This is a genomic window from Mesorhizobium sp. WSM4844, assembly GCF_055811775.1.
Window position 1 is genome coordinate 1 of the sequence record NZ_JBVVQB010000006.1, and the last position, 16,652, is coordinate 16,652.

17 protein-coding genes are annotated in these 16,652 nt (G+C 61.3%); 3 read left to right on the forward strand and 14 right to left on the reverse strand.

Annotated features, from left to right (window positions below; all coding sequences use genetic code 11):
• Positions 1-139: 139 nt before the first annotated feature.
• From AC0L2A_RS07315 to AC0L2A_RS07370, 12 genes are all read right to left on the reverse strand, one after another.
• A complete protein-coding gene (locus tag AC0L2A_RS07315) occupies positions 140-424 on the reverse strand; it encodes a copper-binding protein (RefSeq protein WP_091593895.1) in 285 nt (94 codons plus the stop codon).
• A gap of 25 nt (positions 425-449) precedes the next feature.
• Positions 450-938 (reverse strand): cupredoxin domain-containing protein, encoded by a 489-nt coding sequence (locus tag AC0L2A_RS07320; protein ID WP_473608142.1) that lies wholly within the window; start codon positions 936-938, stop codon positions 450-452.
• 42 nt (positions 939-980) lie between these two features.
• Positions 981-2,339: a multicopper oxidase family protein gene (locus tag AC0L2A_RS07325; protein WP_473608143.1), complete on the reverse strand. Its 1,359-nt coding sequence runs from the start codon at positions 2,337-2,339 to the stop codon at positions 981-983.
• A 17-nt stretch (positions 2,340-2,356) separates the two neighbouring features.
• A complete protein-coding gene (locus AC0L2A_RS07330) occupies positions 2,357-3,814 on the reverse strand; it encodes a TolC family protein (RefSeq protein ID WP_473608145.1) in 1,458 nt (485 codons plus the stop codon).
• On the reverse strand, positions 3,811-4,044 hold the full coding sequence (locus AC0L2A_RS07335) for a hypothetical protein (protein ID WP_473608146.1): 234 nt from the start codon (positions 4,042-4,044) through the stop codon (positions 3,811-3,813). Before AC0L2A_RS07335 ends, AC0L2A_RS07330 begins: the two co-directional genes overlap by 4 nt.
• A gap of 81 nt (positions 4,045-4,125) precedes the next feature.
• Positions 4,126-4,497 carry a hypothetical protein gene (locus tag AC0L2A_RS07340; protein WP_473608147.1) on the reverse strand — a complete coding sequence of 124 codons (372 nt, stop codon included), beginning with the start codon at positions 4,495-4,497 and terminating at the stop codon, positions 4,126-4,128.
• Between the two features lie 165 nt (positions 4,498-4,662).
• Entirely contained in the window at positions 4,663-5,100 is a 438-nt protein-coding gene (locus AC0L2A_RS07345; protein ID WP_091593883.1) for a YqaA family protein, read from the reverse strand.
• A gap of 26 nt (positions 5,101-5,126) precedes the next feature.
• Positions 5,127-7,130, reverse strand: coding sequence for a multicopper oxidase domain-containing protein (locus tag AC0L2A_RS07350; protein WP_473608149.1), 2,004 nt, complete (start codon positions 7,128-7,130; stop codon positions 5,127-5,129).
• Positions 7,131-7,196: 66 nt separating this feature from the next.
• Positions 7,197-7,757: a cytochrome c gene (locus tag AC0L2A_RS07355; protein ID WP_473608150.1), complete on the reverse strand. Its 561-nt coding sequence runs from the start codon at positions 7,755-7,757 to the stop codon at positions 7,197-7,199.
• Positions 7,754-8,152: a Cu(I)-responsive transcriptional regulator gene (cueR, locus tag AC0L2A_RS07360; protein ID WP_236373914.1), complete on the reverse strand. Its 399-nt coding sequence runs from the start codon at positions 8,150-8,152 to the stop codon at positions 7,754-7,756. Before cueR ends, AC0L2A_RS07355 begins: the two co-directional genes overlap by 4 nt.
• 9 nt (positions 8,153-8,161) lie before the next feature.
• A complete protein-coding gene (locus AC0L2A_RS07365) occupies positions 8,162-10,672 on the reverse strand; it encodes a heavy metal translocating P-type ATPase (protein ID WP_473608152.1) in 2,511 nt (836 codons plus the stop codon).
• A gap of 228 nt (positions 10,673-10,900) precedes the next feature.
• Entirely contained in the window at positions 10,901-12,067 is a 1,167-nt protein-coding gene (locus AC0L2A_RS07370; protein WP_473608153.1) for an FAD-dependent monooxygenase, read from the reverse strand.
• 208 nt (positions 12,068-12,275) lie between these two features.
• Between AC0L2A_RS07370 and AC0L2A_RS07375 the strand changes: the two genes are divergently transcribed.
• Complete coding sequence (locus AC0L2A_RS07375) at positions 12,276-12,938, forward strand: adenylate/guanylate cyclase domain-containing protein (RefSeq protein ID WP_473608154.1); 663 nt, start codon at positions 12,276-12,278, stop codon at positions 12,936-12,938.
• Positions 12,939-13,028: 90 nt separating this feature from the next.
• Here the strand turns inward: AC0L2A_RS07375 and AC0L2A_RS07380 are convergent, their stop codons facing one another.
• Positions 13,029-13,160, reverse strand: coding sequence for a hypothetical protein (locus AC0L2A_RS07380; protein WP_473608156.1), 132 nt, complete (start codon positions 13,158-13,160; stop codon positions 13,029-13,031).
• 312 nt (positions 13,161-13,472) lie between these two features.
• Positions 13,473-14,207, reverse strand: a complete 735-nt coding sequence (locus AC0L2A_RS07385; RefSeq protein ID WP_473608157.1) for a hypothetical protein — start codon at positions 14,205-14,207, stop codon at positions 13,473-13,475.
• 169 nt (positions 14,208-14,376) lie between these two features.
• Here AC0L2A_RS07385 and gntF point away from each other — a divergent pair, with 169 nt between their 5' ends.
• Positions 14,377-15,735, forward strand: coding sequence for a guanitoxin biosynthesis pre-guanitoxin forming N-methyltransferase GntF (gntF, locus tag AC0L2A_RS07390; RefSeq protein WP_473608158.1), 1,359 nt, complete (start codon positions 14,377-14,379; stop codon positions 15,733-15,735).
• Positions 15,736-15,897: 162 nt separating this feature from the next.
• On the forward strand, positions 15,898-16,617 hold the full coding sequence (locus tag AC0L2A_RS07395; protein ID WP_473608159.1) for a FadR/GntR family transcriptional regulator: 720 nt from the start codon (positions 15,898-15,900) through the stop codon (positions 16,615-16,617).
• Positions 16,618-16,652 lie beyond the last annotated feature (35 nt).

The window sequence follows — 16,652 nt, forward strand, 5'->3', positions numbered from 1 at the left end:
TATACGCGGTTCCGCTGCTGACTTTTGTAATGTCAATCTGTGTATAACATTCTGCGCGGCCCCCTCGAAATCACGCTAATTTTTGCCTTTTCGGTGGGCGGCGGGGGGTTTTTTTCCACCCCGGGGCGCTAGTCGTGGATCACTTGATATCGGTGACCGTGATGCGCCCGTTGACGCGGTCGGCTGCAAACTCGATTGCCTGACCCGCCTTGACCTTCTCGATCATGCCGTCCTCCGCGACGACGAACACCATCGTCATCGCTGGCATGTCGAGATTGGTCAGCGGCTCATGCTTGATCGTCAGCTTTTTCTGCTTGGCGTCGACTTTGACGACTTCGCCTTTCACGTATTCCTGTGCGAACGCGCTCCCGCCGATGGCGAGCGCGAGCGCGAGGGTCGAGAATGCTCTTATCAATATCTTCATGACTGCTTCCTTTGCGATTTGGGGGTTAGTGGGCGACGGTGATATCGCCCTTCATGCCGGAATCGTAGTGACCCGGGATCAGGCAGGCGAAGCCGAATTCGCCGGCGTTGGCGAACGTCCAGATGATCTCGCCTCTGGCGCCGGGCGCCAGCCGGATCGAATTGGGATCGGCGTGCTCCATCTCGGGGAATTTCTCCATCAGCGCCTTGTGCTCCATGATCCCGTCATGGACGTCCATGACGAATTCGTGGTCGACTTGGCCCTTGTTGACGAACTCCAGGCGAACGGTCTCGCCCTTCTTCACCTTGAGCACGGCCGGCTGGAACAACATTTTTCCGTCGTCCTTCTCCGACATTGAGATGTTGATGGTCCGCTTTGCCTTGCCAGCCTCGCCAAGGCTGCCGATCGGCATCGTGGCGGCTTTGTCGCCATGGCCTCCAGCGTGGGTTCCACCGGCAAGAGCTGCTCCCGAACTGACCGCCATCAAAACGGTCGCTGCGATTATATGTTTCATGCTGCACTTTCTCTCATGGTTGAGGTTGAGGGGTTTCGGTTCTCATCCCTGTTTGCCGTGACCGCCGTGCGCTGCCGGGGCCATCGTTTTTGCGTCGCCTGATTTCGTCGGAGCGGGGACATCCCCCTTCCACTCATAAGCCACGGTTCCCTCCGGGTGCTGGTACCAGCCCGGATCGGCATAATCGTTCGAGGCGAGGCCCTCGCGAACCTTCACGACCGAGAACATGCCGCCCATCTCGATGGCGCCGAATTGGCCCCAGCCGGTCATCATCGGGATCGTGTTGTCGGGAAGCGGCATCTCCATCTCGCCCATGTCGGCCATGCCGCGGTCACCCATGGCCATGTAATCGGGCTGGACCCGGCGGATTTTGTCGGTGACTTTTGAGTTGTCGACGCCGATGTACGTGGGCACGTCGTGGCCCATCGCGTTCATTGTGTGGTGCGACTTATGGCAATGGATTGCCCAGTCGCCCTCATATTTGGCTTCGAACTCATATGCCCGCATGGCGCCGACGGGGATGTCGATCGACACCTCCGGCCACCGCGCCTCCGGCCGGACCCAGCCGCCATCGGTGCAGGTCACCTCGAAATCGTAGCCATGCATGTGGATCGGATGATTGGTCATGGTCAGGTTGCCCACCCGGACCCTGACCCGGTCGTTTTTCGCCACTGGAAGATGGCTGATCCCCGGAAAGACGCGGCTGTTCCATGCCCAGAGGTTGAAATCCGTCATCTCCATGATGCGCGGGACGTACGACCCCGGTTCGATGTCGAAGGCGTTCAGCAGGAACACGAAATCGCGGTCCACGCGCATGAATTTCGGATCTTTGGGATGAATGACGAAGAAGCCCATCATGCCCATGGCCATCTGGACCATTTCGTCGGCGTGCGGGTGATACATGAATGTGCCGCTCTTCACGAGGTCGAACTCGTAGACGAAGGTCTTGCCGGGCGGGATGCCGGGCTGGGTAAGACCTGTCACGCCGTCCATGCCGTTGGGCAGGATCATGCCGTGCCAGTGGATCGTCGTGTGCTCCGGCAGGTTGTTTGTTACAAAGATACGGACTCGATCGCCCTCGACCGCCTCTATGGTCGGGCCGGGAGATTGGCCGTTGTAGCCCCAGAGATAGGCAGTCATGCCGGGCGACATCTCGCGCTCGACCGGCTCGGCCACGAGATGGAACTCCTTCACGCCGTTGTTCATGCGATGCGGAAGGGTCCAGCCGTTGAGCGTCACGACCGGCTGGTAGTCCGGTCCGCTCGTCGGGAAGATCGGAGGCTGCATGTCGGGGGACTCCATGATTGGAGCGTCGGGCAGCCCCATCGCCGACGTTTTGGTCCATGCGGTGGCGCCGGCGAGCAGGGCTCCCGCGCCTAGCAACTGACGTCTTGAAAGCATTTTCTTCTCCTTGAGGTTCAGTGGCCTTCGGCGCCCGCTTCGGCTGCTGCCGGTGCGTCGCCGCCGCCGGGCGAGCCTGCGCCGCCACCGTGGATGGCGGTCCCGAGATTGACGTCGGCCAGCCAGAAGTTGCGCTTGGCGTTGAGGGAAAGCATGATCGAGCTGATTTTCGCGCGTGTGTCCGCCAGCAGCTCGAACGTGTTGGTGATCATACCGTTGTAGGTGAGGAGCGACTCCGCCTCGATCTTTGTTCGCAGCGGCACGACATTGTTCCGATAGTGCCGGGCAATGTCATAAGTCGAACGGTAGGCGTCATAGGCGGATCTGGCCTCCGACCGGATGTTGACCGCCTTTTCGGCCATCCGATTTGCGGCTTGCATGTAACCAAGCTCGGCCTTGCGCATGCGTGCCTCGCCGGTGTCAAAAATCGGAATGACGAACTCGAGCTCGAGAGTGGGTGAGACACTCGTTTCCGTCACACCCTCCTCCGACTCCTCGCGTTCCACCTCCACACCGGAAAGTAACTCCAGATCGCTGACGTAGCGCGTCGCCTCGGTCAGACCGTAGGATTTCGCCAGCGCTTCCAGCTCTAGTTTCGCGATCTCAAGGTCGACGCGATTTCTTAGCGCCTCCGCCTCGATTGCGCGTTTGGCCTTGGCGCCTTTGGGCAAGGCTGGAAGCATGTTGGGGACTGAGTAATCGACGTCCGGTCCCCATAGACCCATCAGCCGGGTGAGCTCTTCCTTGGCGGTGCGGGCGGCGAGCCGCGCCTCCGCCGCCTGACCGGTGATCTCGGCATAGAAGACGTGTTCGCGGGCTTGGCCGGTCTTTGTGAAGGCGCCCGTCTCTCCAAGTTTTTGAGCGAGTTCGGAGGCAGAATCGGCGGCGGCTTGCGCCTTGATCAGATAGGAAACGCTCTCCCAGGCCGAGACGGCGTTGATCCAGGCCCGCCGCGTGTCCGCGGCCAGTCGTAACGTTTCTTCGGCGGCGCGGAGCTGGGCCTGACGAAAACGTGCATCCGCGACTGCGATGCGCCGCCTGTGAGTCGCCAGCGCAAGGATGTTGCTGACCACCGCTCCTTCAATCGTCCGCACAGGATCGACGCCGATCATGCCGATCGAGATCGTCGGATTGACGAGCATCGATTCCTGCCACATGTCGGCCGCCGACAGGCCGATCTCGGCGTAGGCGGCCTGCAGGCCCTTGTTGTTGAGCAAGGCGACCTGCACCGCGGTGTCTGGACCGATTGTTTTCTTCTGGACGAGGCTTTTCACGCGCTCTGAAACCGTCCGCGCTTCCTCGCTGGATTGCACCCAGACGGTTTTCTTGCCGGTCACGGATTCGGCACGTGCCGCGACTGTCGTGAAACCAGCCATGGGGGCTGAGATGCCATCAAGGGGCCCGCTTGTCGTGCATCCGGCAGCGATCAGCGGGATGGTTACCACCGCAGCCATGGTGAGGAGCCGGCGCTTCATGATCCGGCTCCCGGGTTCGCAGGGGAGCGTTTTTCATTGAGACGCCGCCAATTCTGCGGATCCACTGGCTCCCGGTGGCGATAGTCGACGACGACCGGATGGTAGTGCGCATCACGGACGCCCATTGCCGGATCGGCCGGATTGAAGGCGGGAAGGATGTCCGGGGGCGTGGTCGCCGCACATCCGGCAACTAACAGCGATGCGAGCATCGCGGAGCTTGCGATTTTCATTGTAGACCTGAAGCATGACGTATGCGTTTGGCCGCGCGGGAACGGATTCCCGACGCTGCGCGAACACCCCGAAAGGGCGCGTCAGTTCAGATGTTTGGGGGGCCTTATGAGCGCAGTGTATTCGCCAAGCGGTAAGGTGACGTCAACGCCGGGCGCAAAGCAGCGGGAGACAACATGCTCCAAGTCAGGGCAGTCGACCGGCACCGCATTTGCCGGCGCGCAATGGACTTCACAGCTCTTGTCGGTGGATTGCTTGGCGCCGTCGTGATGATGGTCCGACGTATCCGCGTCGTCCGCCGTGGCGCCGTGATGGCCCATGTCGTGTGCAGATGTCTCGTCTTGGAGATGCATCCCGGGCTGAAGATCCGTCCCAGCGTGAAAACCCGTGGCGTTGGCGGTGGCAAACAGACCAGGCTGAAGAGCCGACATGACCAGGAATACGACCGCCAGCATTGCTCGGAGCGGTATGTTTCCCAAGATCGAGATTCGACCAACATTCGTCATCGTGCCCTTGGGACAATCGTTCGTCTGATTTGTCAAGTTCGCGTGCGTAAGGTTTGTTGCAACGCAACCAAAAGTGAACGCCACTGCCTGCTGCGACGCGTCTGCATTTCGATTTCACATCAGACTCAGCACCGTTCCGGCGACAACCAGATAACGCGAAACCTTCGCCAGGGCGACGATCGCGACGAAGCTCCATAGCGGCTCGCGCAAAGCTCCAGCGACCACGGTCAGTGGGTCACCGACGATCGGCATCCAGCTTAACAAGAGCGACCATCTTCCATAGCGGTGATACCAGTTCGTGGCGCGGTTGAGCGTCGCGGGACGCAGCGGAAACCAGGGCCTGTCCCGGAAGCGTTCGATCCCTCGACCAAGACCCCAGTTCACCACAGAGCCCAGGACGTTGCCCAGGCTGGCGACAAGAACCAGCATTGCGGGCGAGAAGGAATCCATGGCGAGGAGCCCTGCAAGGGCGGCCTCCGACTGCGCCGGGAGGATGGTCGCCGCAGCGAAGGCAATAGCAAACAGGCCGCCGTAGATGGCAAGGATATCCATCTACGTTTCGCCTTGCGGAGCGGGCTTCAGGGTTGCACATCGATTACGACCATCAGTCCGCCACCGCCCTTCTCTTCGACATTGTTGTTGGTCGTATGATGCCCGATATGGCAATGGATCAGCCATTTGCCGGGCCGACGTGCCTGCCAGACGACATCGTAGCGTTGCCCTGGTCCGACGTTGACTGTGTCGGCAAGGAATCGTGCCGACTCCGGGATAGTCTCGCCGTCGCGGGCGACAATTTCGAATGGACCGCCGTGAATGTGCATCGGGTGGATAAACCCATTATTGGTGCCGATGAAGCGCACTTTCAGAGTTTCGCCGACCTTCATCCTGATCGTGTCCGTCGAAGGATAGGAGCGGCCGTTGATGGTGAAATAATTCGGCTGCCCGCCGTCCATCGGCATCGACGGAAAAGTCAGGCCCTCCCGCATCAGCCATTCCTGAAGCTGGATAACATAGTCGTAGTCTGCCCCAATCTCGTCCTGGGGATTGGCGGGATCGATGATGAGTGCGCCGTAGAGTCCGAGCGCCTGCTGGCGATCGACATGGTCATGCGAGTGATAGAAGTGGGTTCCCGATTGGCCTGCCGTAAATTCGTATCGGTAGCTGCCGCCGGGCGGGATCGGCTCCTGCGTGATCTCGGCCGGGCCGTCCATTTCGTTCGGCAGGATCAACCCGTGCCAATGGATGGTCGTACTCTCCGGCAGCCGGTTCGTCACATTGATGCGCACCCGGTCGCCTTGCCGGATATGCAGCCGCGGGCCGGGGACCTGCCCGTTGATCGCATAGGCGTCGACTTTCACGTCCGCCAGGATCGCCCAGCGGATGACCGAGGTTTCCAGGTCGAACACCTTTACCCCGTTCTCCATCCTGGCTTCCAGTTCCCGGTCGCCGCGAACTTCCAGGCCATGGCTGGCCGTGATCAGGCGAGGATGCACGGCGGCCATGTCCAGCATCGCTGCAGCCGGCGTGTCGCGGTCCATGATCATGCCGGGCGGCATAATGGCGCCGCCTACGTCTCGCGCGCTGAGGGCGAGGTTCACCCAATTGGCTGGAGCGATCATACCGAGCGCCAGCGCGAGTACGGACACGCCGCCGAAGGCCGCGAGTTGCGGCACAGTTGCATCCGGTTCCATACCGTCGTGACCGCCATGCGAACCACGCGACCCTCCTCCCCCATCGCCATGGGAGGAGCCATGGCCGGATCCATGATGGCCAGGCCCGGGATTGCCGCCTGGGTTGGCATGTCTGGGCTTGGCATGTTCATCGAGGCGCGCGTAAGCGTGGTGCCCCACCATCCCGGCTTTCGCGCCGCTATGTGCGTGCTCGCGCCTGCCTTCCCTTGCCTTGTCGAACTCCGGTTCGCGTTCGGTCATCAGCCCGTGCTTCAGTCCACGGGCCACCATCCATACGTTGGCGGGATATGCGGTGACGAATCCAACGATCACGCCGAACGACATCACGCCCCAGAACAGGAGCTCGGTCGGTTCCATGGCCCGCATGTCGCTGCCCATCATCAGGAAGCTCATGATCGGCGCCATGCCCGCCATCATGAAATTCATGCTGATGAATTCCGGCATGAAGCTCTTGCGGACATTCTCCCAGTAGGTGCCGCCCATCATCGATTTCATGAACAGCGACTGGAAGATGAATAGGCCGAATGCGAAACCGGCAACGTACTCGACAACAAGATCGATCCACATCGGCAGCCCGAGAGCGGCGGTGATTGCCGCAGCAAGGATGATGCCGGTGGCGTCTCCGGCGACGCAGTGGATCGTCGAGCCGACGCCTTGCTTCCAGAGCGGTTTGGTGAACGCCTCATGTTCGCCTGGCCGAGGCTCCTTGTCGGCCAGCACGTAGATCAGCATCCCCAGCGGCCCCATATAAAGCGTGACCAGGATGAAACCCCATTTCATCACCACGGGTTCGGGGTTGTTGCTGAACTGGTCCCACGCAACATAGGCCGTGCTCAGGCCCGCCAGAACGAACCAGACTGCGAGGAAGTAGTCGACGGGCTGTACGAACATTGCAGGATTCCTGTCGATTGTCGTCAATGTCACCTAGTCCGGCATCGGGTGAAGTCGATGCCTTGCCTACTGCCGTTTCTCCCTGAACTTGGCGTGGCAGTTCGTGCAGTTCTGCAGCATCAGATGGAATACGTGTTCGGCTGGGATCTTCGAAGCATCGGAATCGGCCGCGCCGCCAGCCCGTTTTCCGAGCAGGGTGCTGCCCATTGCCATTCCGGGTTTCATCCTCATGGCTTCCGTAATGCCTTCGGGCGCATCGTCAGCCGCATCTGACAGCGCCGCAGCCAGGCTTTCGAGATGACGAGCGAGCGCGGCGAATTCTTCTTGGGACTGACCGATATCCGCCTTAGCGGCCGAGGGTTCACCAAGCGAGTCCGCTGGAAATGCGTCTACCATGGCACTTCCGGACCGGCGGCGAATGGTTTCGGTTGCCGCCTTGAAGGCTGCGGCATCGTAGGCCACCTTGCCGGCAAAAATCTCGGAGATGGTCTTGGCGGCGCTCGCCATCGCCTTCATCGACGCTTGGCGCTCGGCGACGACTGGGGCGACGGCTGTCTTCGGGAGCGCCGTCCCGGCGGCGATCCCGGCGATGACAAGGACTGCTGCAATGATGGGGACGCGCCTCACTGAACCGTGCCGCGTCCAGCAAGCCCGTCGATGATCGGGCAATCAGGTCGGTCATCGCCGTTGCAATGGTCGGCCAGATGCCGAAGCATGTCCCGCAGCCCGGCGAGTTCCGCAAGTTTCCGGTCGATTTCGGCGAGCTTGGCTTCTGCTATGGCCTTCACATCCGCGCTTTCGCGCTCCTTGTCGCCGTAGAGCGAAAGGAGCTGCCGGCATTCCTCGACCGAGAAGCCTAGGCTGCGTGATCGCTGCAGGAAGCGCAGGCGATGCACGTCGGCCATCGAATAGTCCCTGTACCCGTTGTCGGCGCGATCAGGCCTGAGAAGACCGATGTCTTCGTAGTATCGGATGGTCTTTGGCGGCAGGCCGGACTGTTCTGCAGCAGTTCCTATGTTCATGGTCTGACCTCAAAGCTTCAAAGAACGAAGTCGCAGCGCGTTTCCGATCACGGAAACGGACGAAAGGCTCATTGCCGCTGCCGCGATCATCGGTGACAGCAGGGTGCCGAAGATCGGGTAGAGGATGCCCGCCGCTACCGGCACGCCGAGTGCGTTGTAGACGAAGGCGAAGAACAGGTTCTGCTTGATGTTACGGATCGTCGCCTGCGACAGCCGCCGCGCCCGGACGATGCCGTTGAGGTCGCCCTTGACCAGCGTGATGCCGGCGCTCTCGACCGCCACGTCGGCGCCGGTTCCCATGGCGATGCCGACATCTGCCGCCGCCAGCGCCGGTGCGTCGTTGACGCCGTCGCCGGCCATCGCGACGCCCGCGCCCTTCGCATGCAGTTCGTCGATCAGCGCCTTCTTGCTCTCCGGCAGCATGTCGGCGCGCACCTCGTCGATGCCGAGCTTCGCCGCCACCGCTTTCGCTGTGCGCTCGTTGTCGCCCGTCGCCATGATGATCCTGAGTCCGCTGTCATGCAGGGCGCGGATCGCTTCCACCGTCGTCACCTTGATCGGATCGGCCACGGCGACGAAACCGGCAAGCCTGCCGTCGGTCGCAACGAACATCACGGTCTTGCCGTCGGACCGCAGCGCATCGGCACGTTCCTTCGCCACCTCCAGGCCGATGCCCAGATCGTCCATAAGCAGCGCGTTGCCGAGCGCGACAGCGCGGCCCTTGACGGCCCCTCGGACTCCCTTGCCGGTGATGGCCTCGAAGTCGCCGGCCTCGCCGATTTCTGCGCCGCGCTCCCGCGCGCCATCGACGATCGCCTCGGCAAGCGGGTGCTCCGAACCCTTCTCGAGGCTGGCGGCGAGGCCGAGAAGTTCGGCCTCGTCAAAGCCATCGAACCCGACGACGTCGGTCAACTTGGGCTTGCCCTCGGTCAGCGTGCCGGTCTTGTCGACGATCAGCGTGTCGACCTTGGAGAAGCGCTCCAGCGCTTCGGCCTCCTTGATCAGCACGCCAGCCTGCGCGCCGCGTCCCGTGGCGGTCATAATCGACATTGGCGTCGCCAACCCAAGCGCGCAGGGACAGGCGATGATCAGCACCGAGACGGCCGAAACGATGGCGAAGACCATGCTCGGCTGAGGCCCATAGATGGCCCAGACGATGAAGGCGACGATGGCGACCAGAACGACAGTAGGCACGAAGTAATAGGAGACGCGGTCGGCAAGTCCCTGGATGGGCGCTCTGCTGCGCTGCGCCTTGGCAACCATTTCGACGATGCGCGACAGCATCGTATCGGCGCCGACCTTTTCGGCGCGCATGACCAGCGTTCCGTTCTTGTTGAGCGTGCCGCCGGTCACAAAGTCGCCTTGCGTCTTCTCGACGGGGACAGGTTCGCCGCTCAGCATCGATTCGTCGACCGAGGAGCGGCCTTCGAGCACGGTGCCGTCGACCGGCACACTGTCGCCGGGCCGCACGCGGAGCCGCTCGCCGGCCTGCACTTCCTCGAGCGGCACATCCGTCTCAGAACCGTCCGCCCCGATCCGCCGTGCCGTCTTCGGCGCCAGGTCGAGCAGTGCGCGGATGGCGGAGCCAGTGCGCTCCCTTGCCTTCAGTTCCAGCACCTGGCCGAGAAAGACCAGCGCGACGATTACTGCGGCTGCCTCGAAATAGACCGGAACCGTGCCACCGTGGCCGCGAAACTGGTGCGGGAAGATATCCGGGAACAACGTCGCCACGACGCTGTAGACATAGGCGGTGCCGACGCCGATCGAGATCAGCGTCCACATGTTCGGACTGCGGTTGACGATCGACTCCCAGCCGCGATGGAAGAAGGGGATCGCCGCCCAGAGCACCACCGGGGTCGCCAGCGCCAACTCAATCCAGGCTGCCGGACGTTCGCCGAGCCAGTCGCGGAACGGCAGGCCCAGCATCGGTCCCATGGTGATCAGAAGCAGCGGGATCGACAGGACGGCACTTACCCAAAAGCGGCGGGTGAAGTCGACGAGTTCCGGATTGGGACCTTCGTCGCCGGTCGGCACGCCCATCGGCTCCAGCGCCATGCCGCAGATCGGGCAGGAGCCGGGCTTGTCGCGGACAATCTCGGGATGCATCGGACAAGTATATTGCGTGCCCTTCGGCTCCGGCGCTGGCTGGCCGCTCAGATATTTCTGAGGATCGGCCTCGAACTTGGCTTTGCACCCGGCGGAGCAGAAGTAAAAACCCTTGCCCTCATGCCGCACGAAATGCTTCGCCGTGGCGCGCTCGACTTTCATCCCGCAAACCGGATCGGTCGCATTCAGAAAGGCTTCTGGCTCCTTCTGGAACTTGGTCCGGCAGCCTTCCGAACAGAAATGATAGCTGTGGCCGCCCAAGGTCGCTGACGGCTTTCCCGCCGCTGGATCGACTGTCATGCCGCACACTGGATCGCGAGTGACGACAATTGAGGCAGCGGCCGGCGCGTGCGAGGAACAGCACGAGCCATGCGATGCGTCGGTGTGGGTGGCATCATCGTGACGGTCGGTCATGGGGCACTCCTAAATGGGCAACTCCCCTTCCACCTACGGTTTCCAGTTACTGGAAGGTCAAGTGGCTTCTGCAAAATGATCGCTTACTTCCGCCGCGATATGGCCAGCGTGTCCCCCTGTGGGCTGCCGCAGGATGAGATGGGCGCCCCTTCACCTGCCGCCAGGGCCTTGGCCACTATGCCGCCGACAAGAAAAATTGGACGATTGGTGTGCGTTTAATCGCCGGCGCTAGGCGGCGTTCCTGATAGGCTCGAAGTCTATATCGAGAACCGCCTCGAGCTGCCGGTCCATCAAACGCTCCGGTATGCTCTTTACCAGAAAGTTGCGTAGCGGGACGACAAGCGGGTTCTTCGATTGCGCCACTTTCGCATAGAGGCGCGATTCAGCCGCGACCCTATGTGCCCTGTCGAGACGGCGCTTGTCATACTCGCGGATGGCCCGGTCGGCCGGAAGTCGCCCGAACAACGCAGCAAGAACGGCCGCGTCTTCCATGGCAAGTCCGGCGCCTTGTCCCAGATCGGGGGTCACGGCATGCGCGGCGTCGCCAAGCAAAACCGCTCGTCCGCGCGTGAACGAGGGCATTGGATCGAGATCAAAAATGTCCGTCCAGATCAGCGAGTCCTCCGCGGTCCGATCAAGGACCTCCGGGACTGGCTCGTGAAATCCGGAAAACATCGCCTGCACTTCTGCAAGATCGGCCCGAGCCAGCCTGGGGTCGTCCCGTTGGTCTGCGCCACAGCAGGCAAACCAGTAGACCCTTTCGCCGGGGATCGCGGCCAGACCGATGCGTTTTCCGGCCCCCCAGCTTTCGGTAAGACGCGCCGGGTCCATTCCTTGCAGGAAACCGGGCGCGATCGCGCGCCAGCAAGCGTAGCGAGCGAAATGCTCGCGCGATTGGGGAAACAACGCTCTACGAACTGCGGAGTGAATGCCATCGCAAGCGAGCACCAGCTCGCTTTCCACGATCTCCCCATTCGCAAAGCCCAGGGCGATGTTGTCGCCAACCTGCCGAGCATCCACGCATTCCATTTCGGTGCGGATGATAGAACGTGGTAGTTCCGAAAGAAGGGCCTTGTGGAGATCGCCACGATGCAGCACGGCCATGCTGAGGTGACCATATTTCTGACTGAAGCGCTGAAAATCCGTGGATTGGAGAACTTGTCCCTTGTCGTCGAGAAGATCGAGCCCGTGTATTGGCTGCGCCTCGGCCACAACCGCTTCGTAGAGCCCGAGCGTACGAAGGGCACGAAGCGCATTGGCGCTGAGACTGAGACCCGCACCCAGAGGTTTCAGTTCGCTCGCCTGCTCGTAAATCTCGGTCTCCCATCCGAGGAGTCGCAGGCCCTTGGCAACTGCAAGTCCGGCGATGCCTGCACCAATGATGACTGCGCGCATGTTCACGCTCCCTTTCGCCTTTGCCACGCGGCAAAACACTTTGCGAGACCAAAGTGTTCCCGAGGAAACCGGCGGCTAACGCCTTCTCCAATTTCACTCGAAGGGAGGTCTGAGGTGTGGCGTACCGACGCCCTGGAGCTCTGACGATCGCGTCCGAGATTCGCGAAACCGTGTGACAGGCATTAAATAACTTCGCATGGACAGGGATATGAGCCAGACGCAGAGTTCCGTCGGCGCTTCGGCTACGGTGGCATTCATCGATCTTGCGGGCTTTAGCGCCATCGCGGACGTTTATGGAGATGCAGCGGCAATCGATGTGCTCGAGATCTTCGAGAGCATGGTCCGCGAGGCGCTTAGTGGTTATGGACCTCCGATTAAATGGATCGGTGACGAGGCAATGCTGTCGTTTCCCGAGCCGGAAGTCGCCATCCAGGGACTTGGAGCGTTGTTGCAAGCGTGCAGAAAAGAACCGCGTCTGCCGCTCACTCGGGCAGCGCTGAACCATGGGCCGGTCGTCCGCAGGGCAAATGACATCTTTGGATCGACCGTCAATATAGCGGCACGCATTGCTGCGCTTGCGTCCCCCGGCCAATTGCTGGCAACTCAACCCATTGCCGACGCCGCTGCCGCCAAAGGCATCCTGGTGAAGGATCTCGGAAAGGTGGCGCTGCGGTCGGTCGCTGACGAAATCCCTCTTTACGAGATCGAGCTTGCCCCCTCGCCTGACCCGGCCTGGATCGATCCCGTGTGCAAGATGCATGCTCCTTATGCGTCCTATCAACGGGCTGCCCCGGAAGGACCTTGGTTTTGTTCGCCGCGCTGCGAAGTGGCATATCGGAAGTCGCCGCAGACCTATCCACTGGCTCGGTGACGCGGCTGCCCTGGCGGCCTCTTCTCAGTCTATGACATATGCCACGGTGCCGAAATCGCCGCAGCATGATCGGCCGCCACGAGTGGCACATTACGACAGCCGCTCCGATCGCGCTTTCACATCATTGCTCAGCTGCCGCACGATGTTGGCGGTCTCGCGGATATCGGCTTCGCTGAGAGCGACGCCCATGGTCGAGGCGATCGCCAGGAGCCGGGTATTCATCTCGCGGTAGCCCGCGTCGCCTTTGCGCGTCAGCCGGACGAGCTTGGAGCGCCGGTGCCTCGGATTCTCGATGAATTCACGAGCCCCTCGGCCGCAAGCTCATCCGCCAGCCGCTGCATGCGCTGACGGCCGGTGGGCCGCATCTGGGCGATCTGCGGTACGGTAAGCGGACCAAGCAGCGCGGGGCTTCGCATGAAGCCGAGCACCGCCGCACCAACTGGTGATGAGCCCTGTCTTCTGGCCGAGAGCTCGTATTCTGAAGAAGCACTGGTCGGCTGCGGCAGGGATAGGCTCATTTGAGCGGCTCGATTTTCAATCGGCGCGTGGCCTGGTCGCGCCGCGCCACAGCATCCGCCCAGCGCGCCGCAGCGCCGCAGAGACAGGTTCCGACGGGTCGCTCGGGTGGTTGAGGGTCAAACACTGGTTGAGCCATATACCCTCGATCAGACTTGCGGTCGCGCTCGCCAGGTCCAGAACCGTCATCCCCTCCCCCATCGCCAAGTCAAAATGATCGAGGGCGTCAGCGAAGACGTCCTTGAGTTGAGTTACCCATTGGCGGTATTCTGCAAGACCCGTTCGGGATATCTCCTCGCTCCATAGCCCATATGGTACGGTGCTCAGCCATAGCGCCCACAAGAAAGCATAGTTTACGGTTGGCTCCGCGCCGTGCTGCGGACCGCGGTCCGACTGGCCGGAAAAGAACGCGTCAACCCATTCGTCAGCAGTGTCGAAGTCATCCGGCGATGGATACTCGATCTGCTCGATCCAGGCGATCGCACTGAGCGCCAACGCCATCGTCTCCGTCTGATAGGCGGCCTGACTGCCAAACAGATTGGTAACAGCGCCGCGCGTCTTGCCATCGTGCGCGGCGGCCGCACTGGCATCAAGTCGCGCAAATGGTCCGATCGCGATCGCGCGATCGTCCAGCTTTGCGGAATCGTCCTGGATTTGCTTCAGAACGACGAGTTCACCGATTTCGACGTATCGTTTGCGCGCATCTGCCTTTGACAGCGGCGAGCGTCCGTTGATCACTTCCACGATATCCATTCTTGCCTCTTCGATACGTGCGTACGGTACGTACTCTTAGCTTGACAGGCGGAACGTTGGCAAGCATAGTGTAGATACATACCGTACGTATTAGCAAAGAATGCGATAGCTATGGCCGAGGACGGCAGCAAGCAATGGGAGACGGCGCGCAATCGCGTCGTCGGCGCCGGTGGCTGATCTCGCCGAAACGTTCCGCTCGGCCACGCGGATCAAGAAGTGGTCGGCGACGATCGTCGCGAATGCGGTTTCGACCTACGCGCTCGACACGGTTGCCACTGCTGCGGGGGTGTTGCTCGTAGCGTCCGGCCAGCTTTCTGGCATAGGCATCCACGCCGCCGCCATCGTGCTGGGCGCCTCATACGTACTTTGGGCGTGCGGCCTTTCGTCCAGCCTGGCTGCGAACTGGCGGCTGCTGGAAATGACAGGAACCAGCAGCAGTATTCTATCCAAGTTGGCCTATGATCTCACAGGACGCAGAACCATGCGCGTCGGAATTCGCCGGTTTCTGAGCGCAGCAGGATACGTCGTCTTCGAACTTGCCAAGGAAACGCCCTACTACATCGGCGCTTTCGGTCTCGCCCTCGCCAGCGACGCTGTTTCCGGAGAAGAGGCACTGGTTTTCCTGGCCGGCGCCAATGCCGGTGCGGCGGCTTATGAATACGGGCTCGGCTGGTCGACCCGCGTGCTTCTTCAAAAGGCAGTACCCTACACGTCGTTCGAAAATGCATGGTCCCCAGCGGAATACCTCGCCGACTATTACAGTGCTGTCGAAGTCGACGAGCAACATACGATCGCCTTTTTTGCTGAGGCCGCGCAACGGATACCAGTCGGTGAATCGGTGCTCGTTTTCGGTGTCGGTCCGACGCTTCACCACGTCTTCCCGATTACGACGCAGGTCTCCGAAATTCATCTCGGAGACTATCTTCGATGCAATCTCGACGAAATCTCCCGCTGGGTAGAACAAGACGAAGGTGCGCACGACTGGAAGCCTTTCGTCAGCTACACTCTTCAATGCGAGGGCATGGCGGATCCCACCTGGGAAGATATTCTTGATCGTGAACGCCTTACGCGCAACAGGATCACAACCCTGCTGGAGGTCGATATTCGTAACAATAGGCCGCTGGCGGATGCGCAACGGCTCTATACGACCGTTCTGAGCGCCTACTGCGCAGATTCGGCCACGGCCGATCTCGAAGAGTGGCAACTATACATGAGGCGGATCATTGAATTGGTGCGGCCTGGCGGCACGCTTCTTGTTGCCGCTCTCGGCAAGACGCACAGCTATCTGGTGGGCGGCAGGGCGTTCCCAAGCCCCATGCTCGATGCGGTCGACATGGAAAGTATGCTACGGGACTGTTTTCCGGAAGGGGCATTGACGATCAGAACTGTGCATGTGCCGGAATGCGCTCAACACGGCTATTCAAGCATCATTCTCGTGGCCGGCCATCGTCGAAAACCGACGGCGACAAATGATGCGGCTTGCTCATCGACCGGCGAGCAGGTCCGCTTTGGACGAAAGTCTCCGTAATTGCCGGACAGGGCGGCGGGTGGAGACCGAGAATGGGTTCCATCGGCGTTCTCTGCTGCTTGACTCCTTGCCTTTTTCGCGGCAGGTTTCGATCAATAGGTCAGACCAATTTACCGATCCGGGATCAGCCAGATGATTCCGTTGAAGTAGAACTGGGAAACAATGCCGATCCAGGCCGTTGAACCGCGTCGACTTTACCGACAGATCGCCGATCAGCTCAGGCAGTTGATCGACGCGGGCGAGTTCGCAGTCGGCGATCGGCTGCCGACCGAGCGCGAGCTGGCCGATCAGCTTGGCATCTCCCGCCCGACCGTCCGTGAAGCGCTGATCGCGCTCGAGGTCGAGGGGCGCATACGCATTCGCGTCGGCTCGGGCATCTACGTCACCGAACCGCCGCGTGCCGAAATTTTGACGGCGGAAATGGATGAAGGCCCGTTCGAGCTGTTGCGGGCACGCGAGTTCATCGAAGGCGCGATCGCCGCCGAAGCTGCCCTCCATGCTCGGCCTATCGACATCGAACATATGGACGACGTGCTGCACCGCATGGAGGACATACCTCGCCCGACCAAAATGACGATCGCGCTCGACCGCGAGTTCCATACGATGGTGGCGGGCATTCTCGGAAACGCCGTTCTGGTGCGCTGCATCGGCGAGCTCTTCGATCAGCGCATGAACCCATATTTCGAACGCCTGTCGAGCTATTTCGAGAACAGGGAGTCCTGGCGGGCCGCCGCGGAGGAGCATCGCGCGGTGCGCGACGCGATCGCGGCGCGCGAGCCTGAACGGGCCAAAGCCGCGATGCAGGAACATCTGCGTCAGTCGCAACTGAGATTCTCACGCAATTTCGGTGAGAAATCCGCGGCCAAGGAGGCCGCGGGATAGGAGTCTGCCGACCGGGAGGATCCTGTCGGCACCGT

Coding starts and splice junctions, on each gene's coding strand:
- AC0L2A_RS07315 (WP_091593895.1), bottom strand. CDS start 424: ATGAAGATATTGATAAGAGCATTCTCGACCCTCGCGCTCGCGCTCGCC.
- AC0L2A_RS07320 (WP_473608142.1), bottom strand. CDS start 938: ATGAAACATATAATCGCAGCGACCGTTTTGATGGCGGTCAGTTCGGGA.
- AC0L2A_RS07325 (WP_473608143.1), bottom strand. CDS start 2,339: ATGCTTTCAAGACGTCAGTTGCTAGGCGCGGGAGCCCTGCTCGCCGGC.
- AC0L2A_RS07330 (WP_473608145.1), bottom strand. CDS start 3,814: ATGAAGCGCCGGCTCCTCACCATGGCTGCGGTGGTAACCATCCCGCTG.
- AC0L2A_RS07335 (WP_473608146.1), bottom strand. CDS start 4,044: ATGAAAATCGCAAGCTCCGCGATGCTCGCATCGCTGTTAGTTGCCGGA.
- AC0L2A_RS07340 (WP_473608147.1), bottom strand. CDS start 4,497: ATGCTGGCGGTCGTATTCCTGGTCATGTCGGCTCTTCAGCCTGGTCTG.
- AC0L2A_RS07345 (WP_091593883.1), bottom strand. CDS start 5,100: ATGGATATCCTTGCCATCTACGGCGGCCTGTTTGCTATTGCCTTCGCT.
- AC0L2A_RS07350 (WP_473608149.1), bottom strand. CDS start 7,130: ATGTTCGTACAGCCCGTCGACTACTTCCTCGCAGTCTGGTTCGTTCTG.
- cueR (WP_236373914.1), bottom strand. CDS start 8,152: ATGAACATAGGAACTGCTGCAGAACAGTCCGGCCTGCCGCCAAAGACC.
- AC0L2A_RS07365 (WP_473608152.1), bottom strand. CDS start 10,672: ATGACCGACCGTCACGATGATGCCACCCACACCGACGCATCGCATGGC.
- AC0L2A_RS07370 (WP_473608153.1), bottom strand. CDS start 12,067: ATGCGCGCAGTCATCATTGGTGCAGGCATCGCCGGACTTGCAGTTGCC.
- AC0L2A_RS07375 (WP_473608154.1), top strand. CDS start 12,276: ATGAGCCAGACGCAGAGTTCCGTCGGCGCTTCGGCTACGGTGGCATTC.
- AC0L2A_RS07380 (WP_473608156.1), bottom strand. CDS start 13,160: ATGAATACCCGGCTCCTGGCGATCGCCTCGACCATGGGCGTCGCTCTC.
- AC0L2A_RS07385 (WP_473608157.1), bottom strand. CDS start 14,207: ATGGATATCGTGGAAGTGATCAACGGACGCTCGCCGCTGTCAAAGGCA.
- AC0L2A_RS07395 (WP_473608159.1), top strand. CDS start 15,898: ATGCCGATCCAGGCCGTTGAACCGCGTCGACTTTACCGACAGATCGCC.